26 protein-coding genes and 1 pseudogene are annotated in these 24679 nt (G+C 58.7%); 17 read left to right on the top strand and 10 right to left on the bottom strand.

What is annotated here, in order from left to right; all coding sequences use genetic code 11:
• Positions 1-47: 47 nt before the first annotated feature.
• Positions 48-962 carry a sterol desaturase family protein gene (locus NYR50_RS14360; protein WP_418136388.1) on the top strand — a complete coding sequence of 305 codons (915 nt, stop codon included), beginning with the start codon at positions 48-50 and terminating at the stop codon, positions 960-962.
• A 7-nt stretch (positions 963-969) separates the two neighbouring features.
• Here NYR50_RS14360 and NYR50_RS14355 read toward each other — a convergent pair whose 3' ends face one another.
• The 3 genes from NYR50_RS14355 to NYR50_RS14345 form a co-directional block, all read right to left on the bottom strand.
• On the bottom strand, positions 970-1344 hold the full coding sequence (locus tag NYR50_RS14355) for an MmcQ/YjbR family DNA-binding protein (protein WP_418136387.1): 375 nt from the start codon (positions 1342-1344) through the stop codon (positions 970-972).
• Complete coding sequence (coaBC, locus tag NYR50_RS14350) at positions 1341-2546, bottom strand: bifunctional phosphopantothenoylcysteine decarboxylase/phosphopantothenate--cysteine ligase CoaBC (protein ID WP_418136386.1); 1206 nt, start codon at positions 2544-2546, stop codon at positions 1341-1343. The genes NYR50_RS14355 and coaBC overlap by 4 nt, the downstream gene beginning before the upstream one ends.
• A 69-nt stretch (positions 2547-2615) precedes the next feature.
• On the bottom strand, positions 2616-4199 hold the full coding sequence (locus NYR50_RS14345; RefSeq protein ID WP_418136385.1) for a peptide chain release factor 3: 1584 nt from the start codon (positions 4197-4199) through the stop codon (positions 2616-2618).
• An 89-nt stretch (positions 4200-4288) separates the two neighbouring features.
• Between NYR50_RS14345 and dut the strand changes: the two genes are divergently transcribed.
• The 3 genes from dut (at position 4289) to cysK (ending at position 6564) form a co-directional block, all read left to right on the top strand.
• Positions 4289-4759, top strand: coding sequence for a dUTP diphosphatase (dut, locus tag NYR50_RS14340; protein WP_418136384.1), 471 nt, complete (start codon positions 4289-4291; stop codon positions 4757-4759).
• 78 nt (positions 4760-4837) lie between these two features.
• On the top strand, positions 4838-5455 hold the full coding sequence (locus NYR50_RS14335; RefSeq protein WP_418136383.1) for a LysE family translocator: 618 nt from the start codon (positions 4838-4840) through the stop codon (positions 5453-5455).
• A 140-nt stretch (positions 5456-5595) separates the two neighbouring features.
• Positions 5596-6564, top strand: a complete 969-nt coding sequence (gene cysK, locus NYR50_RS14330) for a cysteine synthase A (protein WP_418136382.1) — start codon at positions 5596-5598, stop codon at positions 6562-6564.
• Between the two features lie 111 nt (positions 6565-6675).
• Here the strand turns inward: cysK and NYR50_RS14325 are convergent.
• Positions 6676-7578, bottom strand: a pseudogene (locus NYR50_RS14325) (YifB family Mg chelatase-like AAA ATPase); the annotation flags it as partial.
• A 39-nt stretch (positions 7579-7617) separates the two neighbouring features.
• Between NYR50_RS14325 and NYR50_RS14320 the strand changes: the two are divergent.
• From NYR50_RS14320 to NYR50_RS14270, 11 genes are all read left to right on the top strand, one after another.
• Complete coding sequence (locus tag NYR50_RS14320) at positions 7618-9201, top strand: recombinase family protein (RefSeq protein ID WP_418136381.1); 1584 nt, start codon at positions 7618-7620, stop codon at positions 9199-9201.
• A 182-nt stretch (positions 9202-9383) separates the two neighbouring features.
• Positions 9384-9803, top strand: a complete 420-nt coding sequence (locus NYR50_RS14315; RefSeq protein WP_418136380.1) for a very short patch repair endonuclease — start codon at positions 9384-9386, stop codon at positions 9801-9803.
• A 141-nt stretch (positions 9804-9944) separates the two neighbouring features.
• Positions 9945-10910: a DNA cytosine methyltransferase gene (locus NYR50_RS14310; RefSeq protein WP_418136379.1), complete on the top strand. Its 966-nt coding sequence runs from the start codon at positions 9945-9947 to the stop codon at positions 10908-10910.
• A gap of 43 nt (positions 10911-10953) precedes the next feature.
• The gene (locus NYR50_RS14305) at positions 10954-11826 is read left to right on the top strand and encodes a NaeI family type II restriction endonuclease (RefSeq protein ID WP_418136378.1); all 873 of its coding nucleotides are present in this window, start codon (positions 10954-10956) and stop codon (positions 11824-11826) included.
• 627 nt (positions 11827-12453) lie between these two features.
• A complete protein-coding gene (locus NYR50_RS14300) occupies positions 12454-13704 on the top strand; it encodes a hypothetical protein (RefSeq protein ID WP_418136377.1) in 1251 nt (416 codons plus the stop codon).
• 642 nt (positions 13705-14346) lie between these two features.
• Positions 14347-14589 (top strand): hypothetical protein, encoded by a 243-nt coding sequence (locus NYR50_RS14295; RefSeq protein ID WP_418136376.1) that lies wholly within the window; start codon positions 14347-14349, stop codon positions 14587-14589.
• A gap of 15 nt (positions 14590-14604) precedes the next feature.
• Positions 14605-14772: a hypothetical protein gene (locus tag NYR50_RS14290; protein ID WP_418136375.1), complete on the top strand. Its 168-nt coding sequence runs from the start codon at positions 14605-14607 to the stop codon at positions 14770-14772.
• A gap of 363 nt (positions 14773-15135) precedes the next feature.
• Entirely contained in the window at positions 15136-15432 is a 297-nt protein-coding gene (locus tag NYR50_RS14285) for a hypothetical protein (RefSeq protein WP_418136374.1), read from the top strand.
• Between the two features lie 93 nt (positions 15433-15525).
• Positions 15526-15702 carry a hypothetical protein gene (locus NYR50_RS14280; protein WP_418136373.1) on the top strand — a complete coding sequence of 59 codons (177 nt, stop codon included), beginning with the start codon at positions 15526-15528 and terminating at the stop codon, positions 15700-15702.
• Between the two features lie 83 nt (positions 15703-15785).
• Complete coding sequence (locus NYR50_RS14275) at positions 15786-16046, top strand: hypothetical protein (RefSeq protein ID WP_418136372.1); 261 nt, start codon at positions 15786-15788, stop codon at positions 16044-16046.
• Between the two features lie 17 nt (positions 16047-16063).
• Positions 16064-16351, top strand: coding sequence for a hypothetical protein (locus NYR50_RS14270; protein ID WP_418136371.1), 288 nt, complete (start codon positions 16064-16066; stop codon positions 16349-16351).
• Here NYR50_RS14270 and NYR50_RS14265 read toward each other — a convergent pair whose 3' ends face one another.
• From NYR50_RS14265 to NYR50_RS14240, 6 genes are read right to left on the bottom strand one after another with little or no spacing between them, the layout of a single operon-like run.
• Entirely contained in the window at positions 16352-16717 is a 366-nt protein-coding gene (locus tag NYR50_RS14265; protein WP_418136370.1) for a hypothetical protein, read from the bottom strand. It lies immediately after the preceding gene.
• Positions 16714-17109 carry a hypothetical protein gene (locus tag NYR50_RS14260; RefSeq protein ID WP_418136369.1) on the bottom strand — a complete coding sequence of 132 codons (396 nt, stop codon included), beginning with the start codon at positions 17107-17109 and terminating at the stop codon, positions 16714-16716. The genes NYR50_RS14265 and NYR50_RS14260 overlap by 4 nt, the downstream gene beginning before the upstream one ends.
• Before the next feature lie 26 nt (positions 17110-17135).
• The gene (locus tag NYR50_RS14255) at positions 17136-17381 is read right to left on the bottom strand and encodes a hypothetical protein (RefSeq protein WP_418136368.1); all 246 of its coding nucleotides are present in this window, start codon (positions 17379-17381) and stop codon (positions 17136-17138) included.
• Entirely contained in the window at positions 17378-19339 is a 1962-nt protein-coding gene (locus tag NYR50_RS14250; RefSeq protein WP_418136367.1) for a DotA/TraY family protein, read from the bottom strand. Before NYR50_RS14250 ends, NYR50_RS14255 begins: the two co-directional genes overlap by 4 nt.
• A complete protein-coding gene (locus NYR50_RS14245) occupies positions 19336-20019 on the bottom strand; it encodes a hypothetical protein (protein WP_418136366.1) in 684 nt (227 codons plus the stop codon). Before NYR50_RS14245 ends, NYR50_RS14250 begins: the two co-directional genes overlap by 4 nt.
• Complete coding sequence (locus NYR50_RS14240) at positions 20016-21173, bottom strand: plasmid recombination protein (protein WP_418136365.1); 1158 nt, start codon at positions 21171-21173, stop codon at positions 20016-20018. The genes NYR50_RS14245 and NYR50_RS14240 overlap by 4 nt, the downstream gene beginning before the upstream one ends.
• 254 nt (positions 21174-21427) lie before the next feature.
• On the opposite strand from NYR50_RS14240, the gene NYR50_RS14235 reads away from it, so the two are divergent.
• Positions 21428-23356: an ATP-binding protein gene (locus NYR50_RS14235; protein ID WP_418136364.1), complete on the top strand. Its 1929-nt coding sequence runs from the start codon at positions 21428-21430 to the stop codon at positions 23354-23356.
• Complete coding sequence (locus tag NYR50_RS14230; protein WP_418136363.1) at positions 23353-24606, top strand: PP_RS20740 family protein; 1254 nt, start codon at positions 23353-23355, stop codon at positions 24604-24606. The genes NYR50_RS14235 and NYR50_RS14230 overlap by 4 nt, the downstream gene beginning before the upstream one ends.
• Positions 24607-24679: the final 73 nt, after the last annotated feature.

Here is a 24679-nt window from a genome sequence, read left to right as displayed (position 1 = left end):
CATCGCTGGTTGAATGGTAGATGATTGCCGGACGGGAATTGAAATTCATGGCAAAAGCGCAGGTAATAAAACAGGCCCTTTCCTATTCTTCGTGGCCACTCGTATTTGGCGGCGGCCTCTTGGGATCCTATTTCGCTTTCGCGGGCAGCCATCCGATCGCTGCCTTTCTGGCTGTTTATGCCGGCGCGGTTCTGAGCCTGTTTCTTCTCGAGCGCTATATTCCCTATGAAGTCGAATGGCTTGAGGGTGACGGCGAGACCATGACCAGCATCGGTCACACGCTTTTGACGAAGGGGCTCGTGCAGCTCGCTGCCGCCGCAGCGGCAATCTTCCCGATGCTGGCCGCCAATGTGCTGCAGCCGCTGGCGGCCATGCGTTTCGACCTGTGGCCGTCTCACCTGCCTGTCATCATTCAGGTCGCGCTTGCGGTGACGATTGCCGAATTCGGTCTCTACTGGGCCCATCGTATCGCGCATGAAACCGTGTTCTTCTGGCGCTTCCATGCGCTGCATCACAGCGTCGTGCGGCTCTGGGTCGTGAATACCGGTCGGTTCCATGTGGCCGATTCCCTGTTCAAGATCACGCTCAGCCAGATTCCACTCTATTTCATGGGTGCACCGCTTCAGGTCTTCTGGTGGCTGGGTGCGGTGACCGCGTTCATCGGTATCTTGACCCATTGCAACGTCGATATGAAAACGGGGCTGCTCGACTACGTCTTCAGCACCCCGCGCCTGCACCGCTGGCACCATTCGAAGCAGCTTCCGGAAGGCAATACCAATTACGGCGAGAACCTCGTCATCTTCGATATCCTCTTCGGGTCCTACCATAACCCCGATCGGCCCTCGTCCACCGATATCGGCATCAAGGGTGAGATCGCCAAGGGGTTTGTGCCGCAGCTGCTGCAACCCTTCACCAAAGAAGGCGTCCGCCAGATCATCGGCAAGGACAAGAAGGTAAGCTGACGGGAAATTACAGGCGGGGCGCGGTATCGATCACGATGCCCAGTTCGCCCCGCAGTTTTTTCGTCAGGCCGGCTGCGACAAGCTCATAAGAACGGCGCACATAGTGCTCCAGTTCTTCCTGTTCGAGCGGGGAATGATCGCCAACCGATATCCATTTGCGTTTGGCGAAATAGGGTGCCTGAGCGATGCCCTCAAGCGAGGTGAGGATTTCGAAACTCTCCTCCGAACATTTCACCACCAGCCGCCAGTCTTCCCGTTCGCCCAGCACCGCAAAGACTTTGTCGCCAACCTTGGCCACATGTGAATCCCATTGATCGACGAAACGCACGCCCGGCCATTCGCCAAGCACTCTGTCGAATGTCTTGCGATCGAACAGGCTCATGCGAGTTTCTCCGCAATAAGGGCCGCCAGACGTTTGGCGACGTCGGTCTTGTCGAGATCAGGCCAGGCCTCGACGCCATTTGCCGAAATGATCTTCACGCTGTTGCGGTCTCCGCCCATGATGCCGGTTTCAGCCGAGACATCATTGGCTACGATATAATCCGCACCCTTGCGCTCCAGCTTGGCGCGGCCGTTTTTCTCCACATCCTGCGTTTCGGCAGCGAAACCCACCACCAGCCTGGGGCGCTTTTCATGGTGGCCCACGGTTTTCAGAATATCGGGGTTTTCCGTCAGTTGCAGCGCTGGCGGTGCATCGCCCGGCTGCTTCTTGATCTTTTGTTCCGAGGAACCTGTCACCCGCCAGTCCGCGACCGCGGCGACCATGACGGCGATATCCGCAGGAAGCCTAGAGATCACCGCGTCGCGCATCTCTTCTGCGCGCTCGACATGGATCGTTGTCACGCCAGCCGGATCGGCGATGGTGACGGGGCCGGAAACCAGCGTGACCTCCGCCCCCAATGCCGCGAGAGCCGCTGCGATGGCATGGCCCTGCTTGCCGGAGGAGCGGTTGGCGATATACCGCACCGGATCGATCGGCTCATGCGTAGGCCCAGACGTGACGATCGCCGTTTTGCCTTTGAGCGGCTTCGGGCTGCCATCCAGCAGCGATACGGCGGCTTCGACGATCTGCAAAGGCTCCGCCATGCGGCCAAGACCGGCCTCGCCCTTTTCCGCCATCTCGCCGGCCATGGGCCCGATAAAAAACACGCCATCCCTCTTCAGCGTTTCGACATTGCGCGTCGTTGGCTTTGCCGACCACATTTTCGGATTCATGGCCGGTGCGACAAGCACCTTGCGATCCGTGGCGAGAAGGATCGTGGAAGCGAGGTCGTCGGCCAGACCATTCGCCATCTTTGCCATCAGATCGGCGGTGGCGGGTGCGATCAGCACCAGATCGTAATCGCGCGCCAGCCTGATATGGCCGACATCCTGCTCATCCTCCCTTGAAAAAAGCTCGGTGAAGACATGGGTGGCGGAAAGCGCGCCAACGGCAAGCGGCGTGACGAATTCCTGAGCACCCTTCGTCATGACGGGTGTCACCTTCGCGCCGCGCTCTTTCAGGCGGCGGATAAGATCGAGGCTCTTATAGGCCGCGATGCCGCCGGAGATGATGAGGAGAATATGTTTGCCTGAAAGCGTCATGATGCCGGACCAGTTTCCCGTTTACGGGGAAACTAAGCCCTTGGCATACAAAGTGCAATCCGGCTGATGTCACGCCGCCTTGGCGACGTGATATTCCTTGATGGCGACCATCTTGATCGCAGGAAACCTTTCGGATTCATACCGCAGTGAGAAGGCATCCTGCGCCAGAAACACGGGGTCACCATCAAGATCGCGGGCGATATCACCACGCTTGACGTTGAGGAACTTGTCCATCTCCGCCGGCTGATCGGAAGAAATCCAGCGGCAGACCGAGAAGCGCGACATTTCGAAGGAAACCGGCAGGCCGTATTCGCCCATCAGCCGTTCCTTCAACACATCCAGCTGCAGCGCGCCGACGACACCGACGATGGCAGGTGAGCCATCTTCCGGCGAAAAGAGCTGTACGACGCCCTCTTCCGCCATCTGCTGCAGCGCTTCCTTCAGTTTCTTCGCCTTCATGGCGTCCTCCAACCGCACGCGGCGCAGGATTTCCGGCGAGAAGTTCGGCACACCCTGGAAGACAAGGTTTTCACCCTCGGTCAGCGTATCGCCGATGCGCAGCGTGCCGTGGTTGGGAATGCCGACCACATCCCCCGCAAAGGCGGTATCGGCCAGTTGGCGCTGCGACGCGAAGAAGAATTGCGGCGCGGTGAGCCCCATCAGCTTGCCGGTACGCGACAGCCGCGCCTTCATGCCGCGCTCCAGCTTGCCGGAGCAGATGCGGGCAAAGGCAATGCGGTCGCGGTGGTTCGGGTCCATATTGGCCTGAATCTTGAAAACGAAAGCTGTCATCTTGTCTTCGGCCGCATGCACGACGCGGGTATCCGCCACCTGATCGCGCGGCGGCGGCGCGAAATCGCCAAGCGCATTGATGAGGTCACGCACACCGAAATTGCGCAGTGCCGAGCCGAAAAACACCGGCGTCATATGACCTTCGAGAAAGGCCTGACGGTCGAAAGGACGGCAGGCTTCCAGCGCCAGCTCCGTTTCCTCGATAAATACCGCGCGTTCGTTCTCCGGCAGACGGTCTGCAACTGCCTGCGGGCCGTTGACCTGCAGACCGTCCACCTGCGTGTCGTTGCCGCGAAAGGTATTTTCGGCGAGATTGTACGCGCCACAGAAGCTTTTCGCCCGGCCGACCGGCCAGGTGATCGGTGCAGTATCGAGCGCCAGCTTTTCTTCGACTTCGTCCAGAATTTCAAAGGGATCGCGGCTTTCGCGGTCCATTTTATTGATGAAGGTGATGATCGGGATATCACGCATGCGGCAGACTTCGAAGAGCTTCAGCGTGCGCGGCTCGATACCCTTGGCGGCATCGATGACCATGATCGCCGCATCCACCGCCGTCAGCGTGCGATAGGTATCATCGGCGAAATCTTCGTGGCCGGGCGTATCGAGAATGTTGAAGACGCGGTCGTTATATTCGAAGGTCATGACCGAGGTGACGACCGAGATACCGCGCTCACGCTCAATCTTCATCCAGTCCGAACGGGTCTGGATGCGATCCTTCTTCGCCTTCACCTCGCCGGCAAGCTGGATCGCTCCGCCGAACAGCAGCAGTTTTTCGGTAAGCGTGGTCTTACCCGCGTCCGGGTGCGCGATAATAGCAAAGGTGCGGCGGCGGGAGACCGCCTCGGCAAGTGTTTCGGCCATCTGACAAATCCTGTGAATTGCGGGCTATCTAGCGTTTCAGGCCCGCATTTGCAATTGACCTCGCCGCGATCTCGGCAAACTAATGCCGCATGACCGTTCAAAACGACAATCGCCCCCCTCTTCGCCTCGTCCGCCTCGCCCATGGCGTTGGCCTCGATCTGCCTTCTTATGAAACCGGCGGCGCCGCCGGCATGGACCTGCGCGCTGCGGGGCCCGAAGGTGAGCCGCTGACCCTTAAGCCCGGTGAACGGGCGCTGGTGCCGACCGGTTTCGTTTTCGAGGTTCCGCAAGGCTATGAGGCGCAAATCCGTCCGCGCTCCGGCCTTGCCATCAAGAACGGCATCACCTGCCTCAATTCCCCCGGCACGGTGGATAGTGACTATCGCGGCGAGGTGAAGGTCATTCTCGCCAATCTGGGGCAGGATGATTTCACCATCGAACGTGGCATGCGCATCGCGCAGATGGTGATCGCGCCGGTGACGCAGGTGACCGTTCTCGAGGTGACGGAGACTTCCGAAACCGCGCGCGGCACGGGTGGTTTCGGTTCGACGGGGCTTTAACCCACAAGCTCGCATGATCCGATTGTTTTGACCCGGCAATTTCGCTATGGATTCAGCGGATTTCCTGGGAAGACGATCATGACGCTGACCACCATTCTTGCCTATGCCACCGCGCTTTTCATCGCCGCGGCCATTCCCGGTCCTGGCATGACGGCGATCGTGGCGCGGGCGCTGGGGTCGGGCTTCCGCGAAACCTTCTTCATGGGCCTCGGTTTGATACTGGGCGACATGATCTACCTCACGGCCGTGATATTAGGGCTCGCCTTTGTGGCGCAGACCTTTCAGGAAGCCTTCATGGTTCTGAAATTCGCAGGTGCGGCCTATCTGCTCTATATCGCCTGGAAGCTCTGGACCGCCGGTCTGCTGCCACAGGATCTGAAGGCTAAAAAAAGCTCCAGCATGTCCATGTCGTTCCTGTCCGGCCTGCTGGTCACGCTGGGCAACCCAAAAACCATGCTTTTTTATGTGGCGCTGGTGCCGACGCTGATCGATATCCGCATGATTGGCCCGTCAGAATATGCGACGCTTCTCGCCCTCACCTTCGTTGTGTTGATGGCCGTTCTATTGCCTTACATCCTGCTTGCGGCCAAGGCGCGCAACCTGCTGAAACGGCCGAGCGCCTTGACAATCCTCAACCGTACGGCGGCCGGCATTCTGGCCGGAACGGCGACGATGATCGCAATCCGCAGCACCTGAAATAAATTCATACGCCTGCCCCATTTGTCGTAAAATTATTCCGGTCATTCTGCGATATTAGGACGAACGTTCGCTAGCCTGAGAGGGCTATTGCTCCTATTCTGCCGCTCAAACTTGCGGTCTTCATACAGGAGAACATCATGCCCGAAGCCAGAAAGCCCGGACGCGGACGCGTCTATTCCTCGATCACGGAAACAATCGGCGACACGCCGATCGTGAGGCTCGACAAGCTGGCGAAGGAAAAGGGCGTGAAGGCAAACCTGCTCGCCAAGCTGGAGTTCTTCAACCCCATCGGTTCCGTGAAGGATCGTATCGGCGTTGCCATGATCGAAGCGCTGGAGGCGCAGGGAAAAATTACCCCCGGCAAGACCACGCTGGTGGAGCCGACCTCAGGCAATACGGGCATCGCGCTCGCCTTTACCGCCGCCGCCAAGGGTTACAAGCTGATCCTCACCATGCCGGAAACCATGTCGGTCGAACGCAGAAAGATGCTGGCGCTGCTGGGTGCCGAACTGGTGCTGACCGAAGGCCCGAAAGGCATGAAGGGCGCCATTGCCAAGGCGCAGGAACTGGCAGAGACCCTTCCCGACGCCGTCATTCCCCAACAATTCGAAAACCCCGCCAATCCGGATATTCACCGCAGGACAACGGCGGAAGAAATCTGGAACGATACCAACGGCACGGTCGATATCCTCGTTTCCGGCATCGGCACCGGCGGCACGATCACCGGCACGGGTCAGGTTCTGAAATCGCGCAAGCCCGAAGTGAAGGTGATCGCGGTCGAGCCCGCCGACAGCCCGGTTCTTTCCGGCGGCAATCCCGGCCCGCACAAGATTCAGGGCATCGGCGCCGGCTTTGCACCCGCCATTCTCGACACCGGCGTCTATGACGAAATCGTCACCGTGACCAATGACGAGGCATTTGAAATTGCGCGTCTGGCGGCACGGCTCGAAGGCGTGCCGGTCGGCATCTCCTCGGGTGCGGCACTGGCGGCGGCCATCAAGGTTGGCGCGCGTGAGGAAAATGCCGGCAAGAACATCGTCGTCATCATTCCTTCCTTCGCAGAACGTTATCTCTCGACCGCGCTTTTCGAAGGCCTCGGGCTTTAAGGCAGAGTCTCGCGCACGGTGCTTATGCACCGGTCAATTGATATCCCGATGTGCCGCCCGCCCCGCTGGCGGCACATCGTTTTTTGCGGGTAAGGCCCGAAGATCAACTTTCTAGGCCGCGACCGTCAGCCTTTCCCCCGCGATGCGGTAAGACACGGCTTCCGCCACATGGATGCGGCCGACCGTCTGTTTACCATCCAGATCGGCAAGTGTGCGGGCGACCTTGAGAATGCGATGATAACCGCGCGCGGAAAACTTCAGCCGCTCGGCGGCGTCGCGCAACAATTGCAGCCCGGATGCATCCGGTTCAGCATATTTTTCGATCAACGTCGTTGTACAGCGGGCGTTGGTGCGGATGGCAGGAAACCCCGCCGCGGCATAACGTTCCTGCTGGGCAAGGCGGGCCCGTGCGACCCGGGCGGCAACCACCGCACTCGGCTCGGATACGACGGGTCGGATGAGATCGGTCGCGGAAACGGCGGGAACGTCGATGCGAATATCGATACGATCCAGCAGCGGACCTGAAATGCGGGACTGATAATCGGTTACACAACGCGGACCTCTGGCACAGGTGAAGCCCGGCTCTCCCGCCATGCCGCAGCGGCAGGGGTTCATGGCAGCCACGAGCTGAATTTCGGCGGGATAACTGACGCGATGATTGGCCCTTGCGATGATGCATTCGCCAGTTTCCAGCGGCTGGCGCAACGCATCCAGCACCTGCGGCGAAAATTCCGGGAATTCATCCAGAAACAGGACGCCGTGATGGGCAAGCGAGGCCTCACCCGGTCTGGCGCGCAACCCGCCGCCGATCAGCGCCGCCATGGTGGCGGAATGGTGCGGTGTGCGGAACGGTCTGCGGTCCGAGAGCTTGCCGCCCGATAATTGGCCGGCAATGGAATGCACCATCGACACTTCCAGCAGTTCCGCCACCTCCAGCGGCGGCAGGATGGAAGGCAGCCGAGCGGCGAGCATCGATTTGCCAGAACCGGGCGGTCCGACCATCAGGAAATTGTGCTACATTAATTGCATCCCATCTGATATGGAATGCAGACCATGACGAAAGCCTATTCATATATTCGATTCTCCAGCCCGGAGCAGGCGCGCGGTGACTCCCTCCGTAGGCAGACTGAGGGGGCGCAGAAATGGTGTGCTGAACGCGGAATCACTTTGGACGAGACCCTCCACGATCTGGGCGTCAGTGCCTACCGTGGCAGGAACCGAATGGAGGGAGCGCTTCGATCATTCCTAGACCTCGTTGAACAAGGCGAGATCGAAGAGGGCTCATACCTGATTGTCGAAAGCCTAGATCGCTTGTCCCGAGAAAGGGTAATAGACGCTGCGTTGCAACTATGGGCCCTGGTGAAAGCGGGTATTACCGTTGTCACCCTAAGCGACAATCAGGAATACTCGTACAGCCGCCTCGATAACGATTGGACACCTCTCATCATTTCGCTGGCCGTCATGGCCCGTGGGCATGATGAAAGTCGGGAAAAGAGCAAACGGGTTGGCGAAGCATGGCTAAAAAAGAAGGAGCTAGCTCGCAACGAAGGCAAGCCCCTGACCCCACGATGCCCGGAATGGCTTGAGGTTCGCGACGACAAATTTGTTGAACGGGACGGACGCTTCGATTTAGTGCGACGCATCTTTCGAGAGACGATCGAGGGCTTCGGACGGCGCGAGATCATGCGCCGTCTAAACCAGGAAGGCGTGCCGACGTTCCGAGGCGGAAAGGGTTGGCATACGTCGAGCATCGCCAAGGTTATCCAGAGCCGGGCGGTCCTCGGAGAGTATCAGCCTCACACTGGGACTCACAAGAATCGCAATCGGAAACCGGAAGGCGACCCGATCACCAACTACTACCCTCGCATCATCGATGATGAGACCTTCTGGCGGGCGCAAAATGCCACCGAGGGACGGCGGCAGTCAGCGTCAGGAAGAAAGGGCCACAAAGGGGCTCACATCCTTCAGGGTCTGGCCCGCTGTGCTTCCTGCGATGGCCCCATGCATATCCAGAACAAGGGGAAACCACCGAAAGGCGGCATCTACCTCGCCTGTTCAAGTAACCTTCGGAAAGCGGGTTGCGATAATAACCGACGCGTTCGAGTTGACCGCCTTGAGAGGGACCTGTTGACCGCGCTGCTCCACGTCGATGTTGCCGCCCTCGCGTCTCTGGATGATGAGACACCTCAGATGCTCCGACAGGTTGAAGCACTGAAAGCAAAACTCACAGACGCGAAGGCGCGGCGCGCTAGATTTCTGGCAGTTTTTGCTAAAACCGATGATGAAGAGGTCGAGAAGCAACTGATTCAGGCCGCCGCTGACGTTAAGGAACTAAAAAAACAACTGAAAGACCAAGAGGAAGCCGCAGCCAGCAGGCAAGCCGATCCAGGCGTTATCGCGCGTTTGGCTACGGCAAATGAACTATCTGGGCAGCTAGAAGAAGCAGACTTGGAGAAGCGTCGGGAACTCCGGATCAAACTTTCGTCCCTTTTACGTGGGTTGGTGGAGCGTGTCGAATGCCGGCCCATCGGGCCAGTTATGATCCTCAAGCCGCAGCTGGAAGTACGTATGAAAGGGGCCATGCCCTTCGCGTTTCGCATGGACCATGGCGTCGTCTCAATGTTACTTGAGTCCTAACCCAACAACTACGCTTTGGGCCAGTTCTTCCTCGGACTGGGGGGAGCATCCGGAATTGCGTAACGGCATCGTCCGAGCGCCTGCGCGACGGCGATGAAACCAAGTCGCCCCCGCGGGGGCGTGAGGCCCTTCCCTGGGGGAGGGCCGCAGCACCGCCTTTGGGCGGGGTGGGGGATATTATCATGGCAGAGACAAGCGCGCAGCGGAGCAGAACGATGTCTCGCATCCGCTCCATGGACACTAAGCCTGAAATGGTTATTCGCAGACTGGTCCATTCTCTCGGGTATCGCTATCGCCTACACCGCAAGGACCTTCCTGGGAAACCTGATATCACCTTCGGGCCGAGGCAGAAGATCATAGAAATTCGCGGCTGCTATTGGCATGCCCATCTCCGTTATGACCCTACATGTTGGGAGGCCCGATCCGAAGCCAAATCGAACAAGGCGTACTGGGGTCCGAAGATGGATCGGAACGTCGAGCGAGATCAGAGGAACCTGGCGCTTCTGGATGAGGCCGGCTGGGCGGTGCTTGTGATCTGGGAATGTGAACTTCGTGACATGGACGCCGTTCGAGATCGGATCGAGCATTTCCTCGAGAAGTAATTCTGTGGGTTCTCGCTCCGTTCCCCCGGTTAAGCTTGGGGAAACCTTGTAGAAATATCTTGACGGATGAACCCGTTGCGCTGACTCGCGTGGCGTGCTAATGCGGCTATGTTCTTCTTTTGTTCCTGCATGGAGGCCCCGATGTCTTTTACTTCACTCGAGATGTGCGCCGGGGCCGGCGGTCAGGCACGAGGCCTTGAACTTGCGGGCTTCGGCCACGCCGGCGTCGTGGAAATCGACCGTGACTGCTGTGCAACCCTCAGACTGAACCGCAAGGATTGGACGGTACACGAGGAAGACCTGACTCTGTTCGACGCTCGCAGCTACAGGGGTATCGACCTCTTGGCTGGCGGTTTGCCGTGCCCGCCCTTCTCGGTCGCTGGGAAGCAACTCGGCGACAAGGACGAGCGGAACCTGTTCCCCGCGGCCATCCGTCTCGTTGACGAGACGCGCCCCAAGGCGATCATGATCGAGAACGTTCGCGGCTTCCTGTCCGCTGTTTTCGAGGACTATCGCGGCTTCATAAGAGGCGAATTGAAGAAGCTCGGCTATGAAGCCCACTGGCGTCTATTCAACGCAAGCGACTACGGCGTCCCGCAACTCCGCCCGCGTGTTATCATCGTCGCTCTGCGCGACGACATCAAGGACAACTTCGAATGGCCGGCCCCGTCCCCGTTCGACGCGCCGACGGTTGGAGAGACGCTTGTCGACCTCATGTCGGCCAACGGCTGGAAGGGGGCGAAAGCTTGGGCGAAGCGTGCCAACGAGGTCGCCCCCACGCTGGTCGGTGGTTCCAAGAAGCATGGCGGTCCAGACCTTGGACCCACGCGCGCGCGCGCGGCATGGGCCACGCTTGGCGTGAACGGTAAGTCCATTGCCGAGGAGGCTCCCGAACGGGACTTCGTCGGTATGCCCCGCCTGACGGTTCGGATGGCAGCGAGGATTCAGGGGTTCGATGACGCGTGGCAGTTCCACGGAAAAAAGACAGCTTCCTATCGACAGGTCGGAAATGCCTTCCCTCCTCCCGTTGCAAAAGCCGTTGCTTCGAAACTTCGCGAAGCTATGGAGACGAGAGCGAGCCGTCCTATTTCGGCACTCGTAGGTTGATAGCTTAACCATCCGCTAACCATGTCCGGCAATCATGCGGGACATGTCTCATGCCCCTCTCGATTCGCTACATCAGGACTTCGCGACCCTGTCCGCCATAGACCGTGCGATCGTCTCTGCCGGCGGCGGCTTCGACGCATTCACGGAAATGGTGACTGGACTGTTCCGTCAAGCTTTTGACGAAGTCATCGATGCACCGCGTACAAACAGATTCACCCTCGCGGAGATCGAGAAAACCGAGAAGACCTATATAGGGACCAAGGTCGAAATCCTGCTGCGCAATTTCCTCGGAATGCCCAAGGGAAAAATCCTCGACCTGTCCGTCAACGGTGTCGAGGTTGATATCAAGATGACCACCGCCCGAGACTGGATGATACCGAGGGAGAGCATCGGACGTCCCGCTATCCTCATGAAGGCGGACGAGCGCACCGCCCTTTGCGACGTCGGCCTGGTCGTATGCCGGCCGGACTATCTCCGTACCAGCAACAACCAGGACAAGAAGGGGCAGATTGCTGCTGCGCAGTACGTCCACATCTGGTGGATACTGAGACGGCAGCCCTATCCTAAGAACTTCTGGGAGGTGCTGCCTCTTGCCGAGCGGAAGGCGATCATGGAGGCCGGCACGGGCAAGTGGCGGCTGGCGGCACTATTCGAGCGAATACAGGGGCAGCCAATTTCACGCAGCCAGGTGGAGGCGATTGCGCAGCAGGACGATTATATGAAGCGTCTTCGGAAGAATGGCGGCGCTCGCGACATTCTCGGGCCTAAGCAGATAGCCATTCTATGGGGATCGAAAGATCGTGATCTTATAGAAAGGTTCGGAATTGGCCCCGTGACGTCCAAAGAGTTCGTCTCATACCACGCTACCGACCCAGATGATATCGCACTTCTCCGCGCGCGCGATCATATCGACTGATGGCTTGGAGAACCTTGAGGAGGCAATCCCCTTTTCGGCGCTTGACCCCTGCGCCATCTCGACCGACCATGAAAAAACCGCCATCAACGGGCTCGCAACCCTCCGGCGGTTTTCTTGGGAATGTTCGATAATGATGAACGATCTTGAAATTGTTGTAAAGCCGCCGTTGACGGCTGAGTGACCGCCGGGCTGGGACATACCCCAGCCAAGTCTGCGTCACCCCCAACCCTCAGACTCAAATTTGTTGACAAGCTCTTCGCTGACAAGGGCTTTACGTTCGATCCCTATGATGACGCAGAGGCGCGTGTACGTGCCGCCGTCTCGCAGCCCTCCCAGCTTGTTCAGGACATGATTGCGGCCTCGGTGGCGCGGTCCCGCGCCCGTATCGCCGAAGGCGATGAGCAAGCCGAAGGCGCGCAGGTAAGGCCCAAAAAGGGCCGCCTCGGGAGTGGAGGAGCTACGGTTCCGCATCGCGGGAACGGAGTTTCTACGCTCCCCCGCCAGGTTACCCAAGCCTCTCTTCCTGGATCATCCACTGTAAAGCGATGGAGCCTCCTGTCCAAAATCCAACGGCTCTGCCGGCCCGCCGAAGAAGGTGCTCGCGGCCCCGCCGTCGTCGGCTGCGGTATGCCCGGACACGACGCCACCAGCGTCAATATCCACCTCCGCACCACGACCGAGACGGGCGAGATACGCGCCGGCGTTTCCGGCATCTTCCGATGTGGCTCGCCGTGGCTCTGCCCCGTCTGCGCCACGAAGAAAGCTCACGACCGAGCCGAACGTGTTCAGGCTGCTGCCGATGCCACGTTCAAGCGCGGAGGTCGCGCGGCTCTCGTGGTCCTTACCGCATCCCACTCGCTCGACATGTCACTTGCCGATATTAAGGGCCTCGTAGCAACCGCCTCCAGCACCGCCCGCAAGGGCCGCGCCTGGACGAAGGCGGTCAGGGATTACGGTATTCTCGGCGTCGTCGTTGGTCAGGAAGTGACGTATAGCGTGACGAACGGTTGGCACTACCATCAGCACCTATCCATCATGGTCGACGGCCCCGACGGCGAGGGTACCGAGTTCTACGAGTTCTCCGACGCCTACGAGCGCGCCGAAGCGGCTGGCGCATGGATCGCCAGGGCCTACGCCGAGCAAGTCCGCGCCAGAGGCGGCAAGGTTTCGGATCGGCACGGCTGGCATGTCCGGGTTGCGCGGGACGCCGCCGACGCAAGCGATTATACAGCCAAGGGCAGCATGGCGTGGGAGATCGCTGGAGGCCATAAGGACGAGACCAAGGCCGAGATGTCGCTGACACCGTGGGATATCGCCATAGCCGCGGCGGACGGCGACACCGCCATGTTCGCCCGCTGGCGGGAATACATGGAAACCATGCCCGGAACGCGCTCTTGCGTCGTATCCGCCGCGCTCGCCAAAAAGCTCGACATTCCCTCGCTGGCCGGCGACGGCGAAGGTGGCGAGCAGATGTTGCACGATACCGACGAAGTCGTCGGCCGTGTGGAAGCGCCCATGTGGCGCGTCTGGATGCGCCACGGTCTCGCGGCAACTTTCCTGTCACGCGTCGAGTTCGGCGGCGAGGAAGGCTTTGACGCCGCGGTGGACGCCACCGAGCAGGACGTCGCACCGCTCGAAGCCGAGTATCAACGGCTCCGGGCAGAACGTTCCTTCGTCCGTCAGGCCGAGCGGCGCGAGGCGGACCGCGCCGACAGGGATACCGCCTTCGCCAAGGCTTATGCGCTCGACCGTCTACGACGTCTCGCCGATCGTCACGGTTCGAGGGATCGCATCGCGCGCGTGATCGCGGAAGCCGCCGCGGTGTTCCCCGCGGCCCGTCCGCTCGAAGCGGTCGAACTCTACAAGGCGGTCGCCTAAACGGAATGCCAATCCGGGGGCAGTCGGTCCCGGTTCCGGCCGTGCCGGCCGCGCTATGCTGAACCTCCTGCGGCTACCCTAGATTCCGGTCTCGGCATGCGCGAATTCCCGCGCCCTCCTCGATATCGAGGACCACTATGTTGGCGCTCCTATACGCTCTTCTTCACCACGGATGCGGTTACCGCATTCAGATGGCCCACGGGTCCATTTTGAAGTCAACGGTGCTGTACGGCCACGTATGCAGCCTCGTACAGCGCTAATATACACTTAGATGGATCAGACTATCTTTAAATCCATCTCCCCACCCTCACCAGCAAGCTTGCCAGCGTTCTCACTCTGTCAACGTCGGTGCCGTCCTCCACGTCGTTACGGCCCCTGCGGGGTGACTGCCGCTCCGAGCGCCGGCCACCTTGGAGGCATCGGGACGGGGAACATCAAGGTTTCCGCCCGCAGGGCGGGTCCGATCCCCTCCGGAGGGATCGAACAGGGAACAGGCCCTTCACTCCAGAACTCCTAAAACTCTACCGATCTCGTTAACTGCCTCTCCGGCACAACTCAACCATGCCGCGTTATTGCCTGGGCTCGATTCTCACGCTGTGATAAAAAGAAATGGTAGTGAAATCATAGGTGAAAGGCGCTCCGATGCAGATCAACACGACAACCATTCCGGGATTGACGTTCTCCATTCAAGTCGAGGAGGTTAATCATCGGGACAGCTTCGGGGGGCTCATCTGCTACATTGCCTTGCTCTACAAAGTAGACCCCAAGACGCAGGCCCGACACCTTGTCCGGCGCTCGCGCATCCCGGGCACTGCCGACGACATGAAACGTGAATTTCAACAGGGCGGCATCCAGGCATTCCGTCGCCTCGAAGCCACGGCCTGAAAGAAGGAAACGCCAATGATCGCACTTCGCATCCTCTCCCTGCCACTTGCCATGGCAGCCTTCACCGTCCTTTACGTCGTCGCGACCAAGGCCCCCGAAGCCGTCGAGATGACGAGTATTATCCTTTGGCTCTTGCTGCCTGCCGTACTCATCGCGAAGGTCGCGAGACTCACTTGGAAGTGAAATATTTTTTTCCAAGACTTCACCAGAGCGGAACCACTTTCACGTCCGTCTCGCCATAATTGAAGGACTCAGAGGGTGGCGGCGTCTTCAATTAACTCGAAATCAAAGAACTCGATCCAATTTTGGCTGAACGAGTTCTTTAATAAATTATTTCAATAGGTTAGCCAGACTCCCTATTGGATATTTTCCTTCTTTCAGTATGCTGGACCTCGTCACAGCGACAGACTTAGTCACGAACATGGAGAGAGAATGTGAGGAATACGAACATCACGGTAATCGATGAAGAAACGCGCAAGCAGCGGCTTGCCCAAGCCTGGCACTACATCCGTGAGGCAATGTCGGGGTTCGAGGAAGAGTAAAGCCATGACCAGCGAAGTATTCGTGAGCGCCGGCGTAATCGGCGCATCAGACAACATCGGCTTTCTTGAGCGGTTGCCGAGCGCACACGCGCAACAGCGCGACGGCGATCGTCGAGGTAGACAGATGACGGTTCGGCGGATGGGAGCATTCGTTTCAGAGCACAAGATCGGCGACACGGAAATCCATGTCAGGGAAGAATACGGCCTCGGGGACTGCCACCGCATCTACGTGATGACGGGATCGGAAAGAGTGCGCGATGCGGCGGATTTCACCGAGTTCGCGGGACTGGCATTCGGCTAAGTCAAACTCAAGATCAGCAAAAGGAATAAAGATATGGACTTGTATGTAATGCCCTGGAAACCCGACGCCGACGTTTGCGGGGAAGCCGCTGGAATGTCGTGCGACGGTCGAGTGCTCGACCTTGTCGTGACGTATTGTGCTGACGGTACATTCTTGTGGGAAGTCGTTGACGGCTGCAACTCCATCGCATCCGCCACTGCCGCCAGCGCCGCCGAGGCCCGTCGCGCTGCCGAAGCCGCCGGCCGTCGCGCATTCATCCGCGCTGCCTGAAAAAATACCTCACGGCGTGATTTTTTATTTGCCGCCGATCTCACGGCGTAAGATTCTGGTTATGTCAAGAAGGGGATACAGAGATGCGGACGGTTCAGGTTGATTTTCAGGTTGCGGGTTGGGAATGCTTCTTCTACCGCGTCGGCGCTCGCGGACCAGGTGAGAGCATTTACAGGGTCGAGCGCCGCGAGTTCGGTGATTTTGTCGGCGAAAACCGCTTCCTCTTCGACTTCGTTGCTGATGATTGTCGGACTGCTCAGCAGCTTGAAGACATTGCGTATATCAGTGTCTGCGATCGTCGCGGCCTTGACGCAGGCACCGCCGAAACCGATACAGGCCGCTGAGGGGTGTAGACGACGACATGAAGCAGGAAGAAACTCGGAAGGCTCGTCAGGCAGCCTATGCCGCCAAGCACCGCAAGAAGGCAAAAGCTATCCGCCGCCCAGACGCGCGGATTGTCGAGTCGGCCTATTTTGAGGCCTTCCATGTATTCATGTCGGAATTCCAGCCTGATCTCGTGATACGTGGCCTTTCACACGTGGATACTCGTGCTCGTCACATATTAGCGCGACAAGGTTACGATCCCGAGCAAGTTGCCGACAAAATCTCGAACATGAAAGACCGACTTACAGGGACAGGGCCCGATTGATCACCTCGCATCGATGTTCAGGGTCAGAATTCCCATTGCCGTCTGCCCCGTTCCAACGTCCATCACCCTCACGGCGAGCTCATGCTCACCTGCCACAGGAACCCCCGAAAACTCCCGTGTTTTCGGATCGTAGGTCATCCAGTCGGGCGTCGACGTCGGCACGACCTGGACAGCCCCCGTCGACCTAGTGACGACGACGCCTACGGTTAGCGGCTCGCCGGCCTTGAAGCGGTCGGTCGGCGATGTGTCGGGACTGGCGAACTCCACGCGCAGCGTGTCGGCCGGCGGCTGCAGGAGTGTTCCGGCTTGAACCGGTAGGGTGGTCAAGGCGAGAAAGATGAGACCGCTGAACAGAGAACGTGTCATCGCGGAATGAACCTCATGTGCATGTCGAGCGTCGGAATGCGTTTCCCGTCGCGGTGCATCTCGACGGTGAAATTTCCTGGTTGAGGGACGCCGCGCAGCAGACGTCCGTCTGCCGTGGACACCTCACGCACGAACGGCGGCAGTCCGACCAGCTGGATGCCCTGAAAGCCGTGCATCCTCAAAAACACCTCGTCTCCGCCCCCGGACGAATACTTGATGTCGGTCGTGTGACCACGAAACCAATATCCCCGTTGCCCGCCTTGCTCGTGTGCGCCCTGTTCATGCGGCATGAACTTCGCGGGTAGAGGCGACGTGTGGAGTATTACCTCTGCCACCGCAGGCCCCGCCATGAATGCCGCCAGTGCGGCGACGGCGATCGTGATGGATTTCATTGTTCGCGCCCAGTTGAGCCCCCCTCTCATGCTCCGCCCTCTTTCTTTCCGCCGACTGAAACATTCGCCGCGGATTCCCCCCAAGCCGCGATACGATCAGGCAGAGACCAAACGACACCGAACAACCAAGTGAGGACAAGAAAGAGTATCGCCGGCGTGGCGCAAAACACTGTCAGTGTGAAGACCGTCGCCGACAGGTGCGGCAACCCCGCCAGACCGCAGACCGTCGCTACACCAAGCCCGCCGACTATCCAGAAACCCAGTTTCTTCATTTCGATTTCCCTCCCGTTTTCGAAAGCCCTGGAAGAATATTCTTGGGCAACATGCCGCGTCCGGCAACAGCCATCATTCCGCCGAACGCACCGGAGACGAGCCCGGACTCGCCGTAGGAAGTGCTTTGACCGGACCAGGCCAGAACCCGGTCAGGGAGAGCCCATGTCTGACCATACGTCCTCGAGACGACGTACCAGATCATGTAAGTCTGTCCGAAGGTCAGCAGGATGTAACCCGGAAGTCCAACGACATGCCCACCAGACTGCGCCAGGAAGGCCGTGGCCCACATACGGTCGAGCATTCCGAGGATCGGATTAAACACTCCATACGCCGCGAAGATCGCGAGCATGGCCAATGCAGGCCGCAAGAAAATGTTGACAACGAAGAGTAGGCCGACCTTGACGCTGTCTCCCGCGAAATCATCGCTGCCGTCCATCTTGAGCCAACGGAGGCACCAGAGCGGCAAGGCGATCATTGCCTCCATCAGGTTGGCCAGCAGGGCAACGCCGGAGACGATCATGAACACATGCGGCATAAAGGGGATCACGTAAGCTCTGAGCGCGCCGATGATCCAGACGGGGATGATGGCGAACTTCGACCAGTCCAGAAAGTAGTCGACAGCCGCCGCCCCAAAAAACTCAACGATCTGGTTCCCTGCAACACCTGCGATTATGCCACCAGCGGCGATAGCAGCGTACACACCCGCCATCATCGCGTGGCCCGAAGAAATCAGTGCACCCATCTCGTCGCGAGGCTGTCCATCATCGGCAGGGGTTGCGGCCCATTCAATAATCGAACGGGATATCGGCGCGAGGATTTTCGTGGCGAGGTCTGCGGTCTCGTCGCCCGCCGCGGCAAAATCATTGGCACTCAAAGCCTGCCGTTCGGCTTCGCCTGAAACCTGCAGCCGAAGCGCGGCGAATGCCTTCGCTATCGCCTCCCCGAAATCCCCATCGACGCGCGGCGGGGTATCCTCGGGCCTCTCGTTGGTCATGGACGTCGTAACGTCCGAGATTTGCGCCAAGGTTCTCCAGTACATCCCCGTCGTCAGAAAACCCTCCCGACGGGCTCCTTCAACGAGTGCATCGCGGGAGTCGGCCGCAATGGTCTTGGCCTCTTCCTTCGCCGCGACCGTTATTGCACGATCGTAGGCGGCCCCCATGGATCGGATGTTCTGGACCAGATCGGGGGACAGCACCTTGGACGTCACCGCCTTCGCCGCTGCATTCGCCGAGGACAGCCCCGACGTTTCGGCGGCAAGGCGCGCGTATCGGCCCGCCTCCGTCCGGAAGGCAACCACGAACGTCTTCATTGCCTCACGCCGCGCCTTGGAGAACGACGGGCGATCGTCGAGGGCGCTGAGGGAGAACTGGCCGCACGTCGGACCATAAGCCCATGTGTGGCGGCGCTCGGACCCGAAGATACCCGTCTCAGCGCCCTCTGGATCGGGCAGACGCGCATTCCACCCCCAAAGACTGCCGGCCTGATTGTAGACCGCCGCGCAGACTTCGTGTCGCAATACCGTCATCGCAATGCTCGACCCGTTCGAGGACGCAGGCGTTATCGTGACGCCCTCCTTGACGACGGTGGTGATGCCCGTATTCGACAGGGCATTGCCGAGATTGATACCAGGCCGGGCAACAAAGTCGCGTAGTACGTAATGAACGCTGGAAAACCCAGTTGAAGACAGGGGGATCAGAAGCCCGAATGCCAAGACAGCCCGCAGGGGTGTCCAGATATGGTGCCACCGCCCGCCAAGCGCCTCTCCGGTGCGGGCTGAGGCAACTATCGCCTGCAAGGTTTGATAGGCGACGAGGAGACTGCCGAGGAATGCGAGTGCCGCCGTGAAGACCTGAAGGACGCGGCCGTACATCGTTGTCGCTTCGCTAGGGAGAACGGCATTGACCATCTGCCATGCGATATCGGTTGACGGCGGTTCGGCGAGAAGATCGATCATTTCGGGCCTCCTGCCATCTTCGGGCCTGTTGGGCCATTCGTCCCGTCAGGGCCGACGGGCGTGACGTCGTTCTTCCCGTCGGCATCGCTGGCGTCGTCGCGGAGATCGAGCGCCTTCATCTCGGCGACGGTCAGCACCACAGCGACGACAGGCAAGGCCAGCCGCGACGGACGCGGCTTGGCCGCCGTCCCCGCCGATCCGGTCTTGCCCGTGCTGCCCTTTTCGTCGCCGCCGTCGCCGGCTTTCGCATCGGTATCGGTCGGCGCGGGTGCGGCTTCGAAATCCGCTACACTCTTGGGCCCTTTCTGGTCATCAAGGATGCCTTGGCCGATGGCCGCGAGTCCGGGGAGCGCGTGCCAGATCGCCGCCAGCCATGGGCGAGCGCAAGGCTGAATGCCAGTTTCTCGGAGAAACTCCGCGTGGGAATGAACACGATCCCGAAGCGTCCGCCAGCCCGTCGCATCTCCCGACGTCGACAACCGTTCCAAGTACGCAAGCAGCGCTGGAGACTCGATCTCCAGCAACGTCTGCTGATGGTAAGTCGGACGATGCCGGGTGTTCATGCACTGCCGCACAATATTCACGGCAGCGCCATGCGCCCAATCCAGGTGCGGCATACCGATATCGCGCAGGATCGCGCGGGCATTCTTCCAGCAAATCTCTTCGCCGACGTCCTTCATGGCGTCATCCCTCCTGGTGTTGGTGTCGGCTCGTCCAGCGCGGCGGCAAGCGCCTGCGACAAATTCCGGATTTCCTGTTGCGCGGCGACGAGACGTTGTCGCTGTTGACGGAGCGCATAGTTGGCATCAGCAGCCTTTCGCTCAAACTCGCGGCGTGAGTTTCGCTCTCTGCCGGCGACCGCTTTGGCTTTCTCCACGGCAGCCTTCGCCGCGGCGATCTCGGCGGCAGATTCCTGCCGGACACTCTCACGTAGAGAGGACTCCCGTGCCCCGTCGAGGACAGCGCGAACGGCCCCGCCGACGCCCTTCAGGCGATCCGCCGAAGCTTTCACCTTCGCGGCGTCCGCCTTGATCGCAGCAGCCTTCCGTTTCGTGCTTTCGATGTAGGCGCGGCCCTTCGCTTCTACGACGGCAGCCCGCTCTACGGCCTGCTTGAGTGCCGCAGCCTGCGCCTTCTCCTGATGCCATTGCGCCCGCGTCAGGCGACGCCTCCCGGCACCGATACGGGTAAGGCCGGCGGGAACGGCCACCCGCTGGTGGTAGTCGTCTAACCACTCCCGGAGACCCGCGACGTAGGCGCGGTTTGCGCGCTTATCCAGGGCCTTCTTGTCTTCACCTGGAAGCATTCCACCGTCGATAACGGCGTTCTTCGCAACATAGCCGGCGTGCAGCCGCCCCGCCCGCATCTCCGTGTCGTCGGGAAGCAGGTAGGCATGTACATGCGGGTGGCTTTCGTCAGTGTGCCGCACGACCGACACGAGCCGATCCCCGTACTGTTCCCGAAGCCAGTCGATCGAGGCCTGCTCCCATTTCTGGACGTCGCGGCGGACGTCGGCGCTGGCGCGGTATTCCTCCATCGTCGCGGGGTGGCTGAAGACGACGGCTGCTAGGGTGTTCTGCGCCTTGCGGATTGCCTTAAATGTCGTCTTGCCGTTCTTGTCCGTTCTCGGCGTCCTCGCCGCCGCTGCCCGTTCATCATGCAGCGTGCGCAGCGCATTCACGTCGAGGCCGTACACGATTTCTGGGGGCTTCGGGGATTGGACATGCACCGATGCCGAGGGAACCCGCGTGACCTCATTGAAAATGAAATCCGTGGTTCGCCCCGCCTTGTCGGAACGGGCAAAAATTTCGATGCGGGCGAACTGGTATGCCATTGTAGGCGCTCGGAGAAATACCCAAAGCGTGCCTACCGGCGAAGATCAGGACAACAGAAAAGTGAACTATATAGACCGAATATAGCTTATCACTGCGTTCTAAGCATCGGCTCTTCGAGTTTGTCTACCGACATGGCGACGATCGCCGAAGATTGTCGCCAATCACTTCCTTTTACCTAAGAGCTAACCATTGCTCTTGATTGTTTTTTGGCGGCTGCTAGGAAAGGTTGCATCATCGTCGGAGTAGACCAAGAATGGCCACAGAACCCGGAACGGCGGAACCGCTTGCCAAGCGTATTGCGGAAAGCGCTGCAACAAAGGCCGCGGTCACAGGCGAGCTCAAGACCAATGACCGCATCATCGCTCGTGTTACCGACGGAATTTATCGCGAACCGTGGTCAGCCTTTCGAGAGCTGATCTCAAACGCATACGATGCCGATGCCACCGAAGTCACTATCGACTGCGACTATCCGTTTTTCAGTGAGATCAGAATCACGGATAACGGCAATGGTATGAATGAAGAGATTATCGGCCATCTTCTCCAGAACATTGGCGGGAGCTCCAAGCGGACAGCCGAGGGAAAAGAGCTCGGCACTGTCGCTCAAACGGACCCTAGACGAAGCCCAGGTGGCAGAAAGCTAATAGGCAAAATAGGCATCGGCCTCTTTGCCGTCGCTCAGCTTACTCAGCAATTTCAGATAATATCCAAGCGAAAGAACGAAAACAGGCGTGTATCGGCATCGATACGTCTACACACTTACAAAGAAGACGCTTTGGTAGACGAAGGCGAGGCGAAAAACTATTCAAGCGGGACATTCAGCGTCCTTGCAGAAGATTCCCCCGATACTGAGCAGCACGGCACGACGATTATTCTCAGTGCTATCAGGCCGGCTATCAGACAAAAGCTCCAAAGCCAAGAAATCTGGTCGGCGATTGATGACAATGATCCAGACGACGGCAGCGGTCTCATGGATATCGTTCTGCCGCCCGAGTTCAACATAGGTCGCCTCGATGACGAAGGGAAATTGATCGAGCGGCCCAAGCTTCCTTGGGAAACCACCGACACCCCCCTTGCGAAGTTTGAGAAATTAATGGGTGCGGCTATTCGAACTGGCCGTTCCTCGAAAGAGCAGGCGAACCTCGCTCACTTTGACAACTATCTAAAAATGCTTTGGCGAGTGAGCGTTGCCTCGCCAATCAAGTATATCGATCGCCATCCATTCGACATCTCGAATGACGGAACCTTCGATGTATTCCGGCTCTCAAACAAGAAGAAAGGGGCGGCGGACGCGGTCCCACCGTCCTCTCTCCGTCTTAGGGATGAGTTCGATCTGCTAGCTGGTCACTCTGACCCACTAGGGAAATTTCAGGTTACCATTGACTCGGTCGAGCTTCGTCGGCCCATCACACTGCCGCCCACACTGCAAGCTGACTCTCGCATCGCCAAACCATTGATGTTTGTAGGTAGCGTCCAAACCTCATTTGGTGGGGCAACGGCCAATCGGTCTGGTGGAGACCTATCGTTTGAAGCTTATCTCTACTGGAATAGCAGGATCGTTCCCAAGGAGAATATTGGAGCGATCGTCCGGGTTAACGACGCCAGTGGAACGCTATTCGATCCCGAATTCCTCGGTTACCAAGTATCTGAGCAAACCCGTAAGAAGCAGATCACTTGCGAAATATTCGTCAAGGAAGGCTTGGATGGTGCTTTGAACATTGACCGAGAATCGTACAACACCAGCCATCCACACTTTCTGTATATCCAAAAGTGGCTCCATGGTGCCTTCCGACAGTTCGCAACCGTTCATAAAAAAATGGGACGAGCCGCCCGCGAACAGCGTTTCGAGACTCTGCCTGATTTTGACTGGTTACTTCCTCGCAATATAAGACCTGATCTGGATAAGCTGTCCGAAGATGTTTGGACGAAAATGAGAGGTGACGACTCGACCCCTCCTAGAATTCAGGGGCTCGAGAATTCGCGAGAATCGTTTTCTGTGGGCGACCTGCCTGTCTCGCTCAATAGGAAGCAGCCCGTGCCCGAGTCACTTCCGCCGACTGATGTCGATTTGGTTAAAACAATCTCAGTTGTACTCGACGCGCACGGTGTATTGGAAACACTGACCGAGCAAGGGCGCGCAGAGCTGATTTTCGATCTCCTTCGCATATTCGAGAGTGCCCGATGATTGATGATGACGGTAGCGACGATTTCGCCGAATATTCCCTCCCGCCAGAAGCACCGCCACCATCGTCTCCGGAGGCATTAATCTTCGCGCCCTGGCATAAGCCGCGAAAACAATACATCCGCAGACGTCAGTGGATACATCATGTGGACTCGATAATTGAGAGGCTCGCCGATGCCGCGGGATTCAATGACGGCCATCCGCTTCGATACATGACGCTCCCTGGTCCAGACCTGTTGGATGTCCGGATGATGGCGGACTTGTGCGCTCAGAAGGCGATCAAGCTCCGGTACACAGGGTTCTGTTATGGGTCTGAGAGCGAGGAGCGTCGCCTTCGTCAGAACGTGAGCGAATTCGCTTTGACCCACCAAGGTGCAGTAGTATCCAGCTCCCGAGTGGTTCGCTCTCGCCTACAGCAGGTTAGCGTGACCAACTCAGAGGCCTTCATTGAAATGGAAAAGGGAGGCCCATACGATGTTGTAAACATCGATGCATGCGAGCCCTTAGCCAATGACGATGTCGATACGTCTGGAAGGCTGGTCGACACTATTCGCGATATTACCAAATTTCAGTTGAACAAGCGCAGAACCCCATGGCTTCTGTTCTTGACGACTCCGATCCAAGTGGAATCAATCTCCGCCGCCAGCCTACAAGCCCTACACACGCAGATTGTCGAGAATGCAGCTAAGGATGAGGCATTTGCCAGTGCGATGTTTACGCGGTTTGAGGCGGGAGAGACGCTGGAAGTCTTCCTTGACCGCCTTAGCAGTGTTGACGGTGAAAACCTCATATCAGTTTTCTCGCTCGGAGTTGCCAAATGGCTAATTCATCTTGCCGAGCAGGCGAAGTTTCGGGTTATCAAACTGAAAGGTTTCAGTTACTCGATGTTCAAAAAAGAACCCTTCGATCCCAACATGGTTTCACTGGCGTTTCTCTTCGAGCCGACTCCTCTTGTGATAACCGATGGATCGGGTTTGACACAAAACCCGACCGCGCCTCCTCAGACGACTAAGCCAGTTTCCGATCACGTCAGAGCAATTAACAAGGCCTTCTCCATCGAGAATCTCGATGAAACGATGAAGAGTGATCCGGAACTGTATGAGAGTATGAAGGCGGAGAGCAAACAGCTGCTTGCAAGCGTGGGTTATCCCGTCGATCATCCAGACCAGGGCTACGACCAGTGGATCGCATCGCTCGTGGATGATCATGAGGAAGCCGATATCGAGCCGGCCATTGCGATCTCGGGGCACTAATTAGCAACGCGCTATTCGTGTCCGAAATGTTGTAGGCTCCAAATTTCACTTTCCAAACCCATGGTCATCGCTT

This window comes from Agrobacterium sp. El2ro-1b (assembly GCF_048298475.1).
Lineage (GTDB): Bacteria > Pseudomonadota > Alphaproteobacteria > Rhizobiales > Rhizobiaceae > Agrobacterium > Agrobacterium fabrum.
Note: the sequence above shows the minus strand (reverse complement) of the source record. Positions and strands in the feature narration are given on the sequence as shown.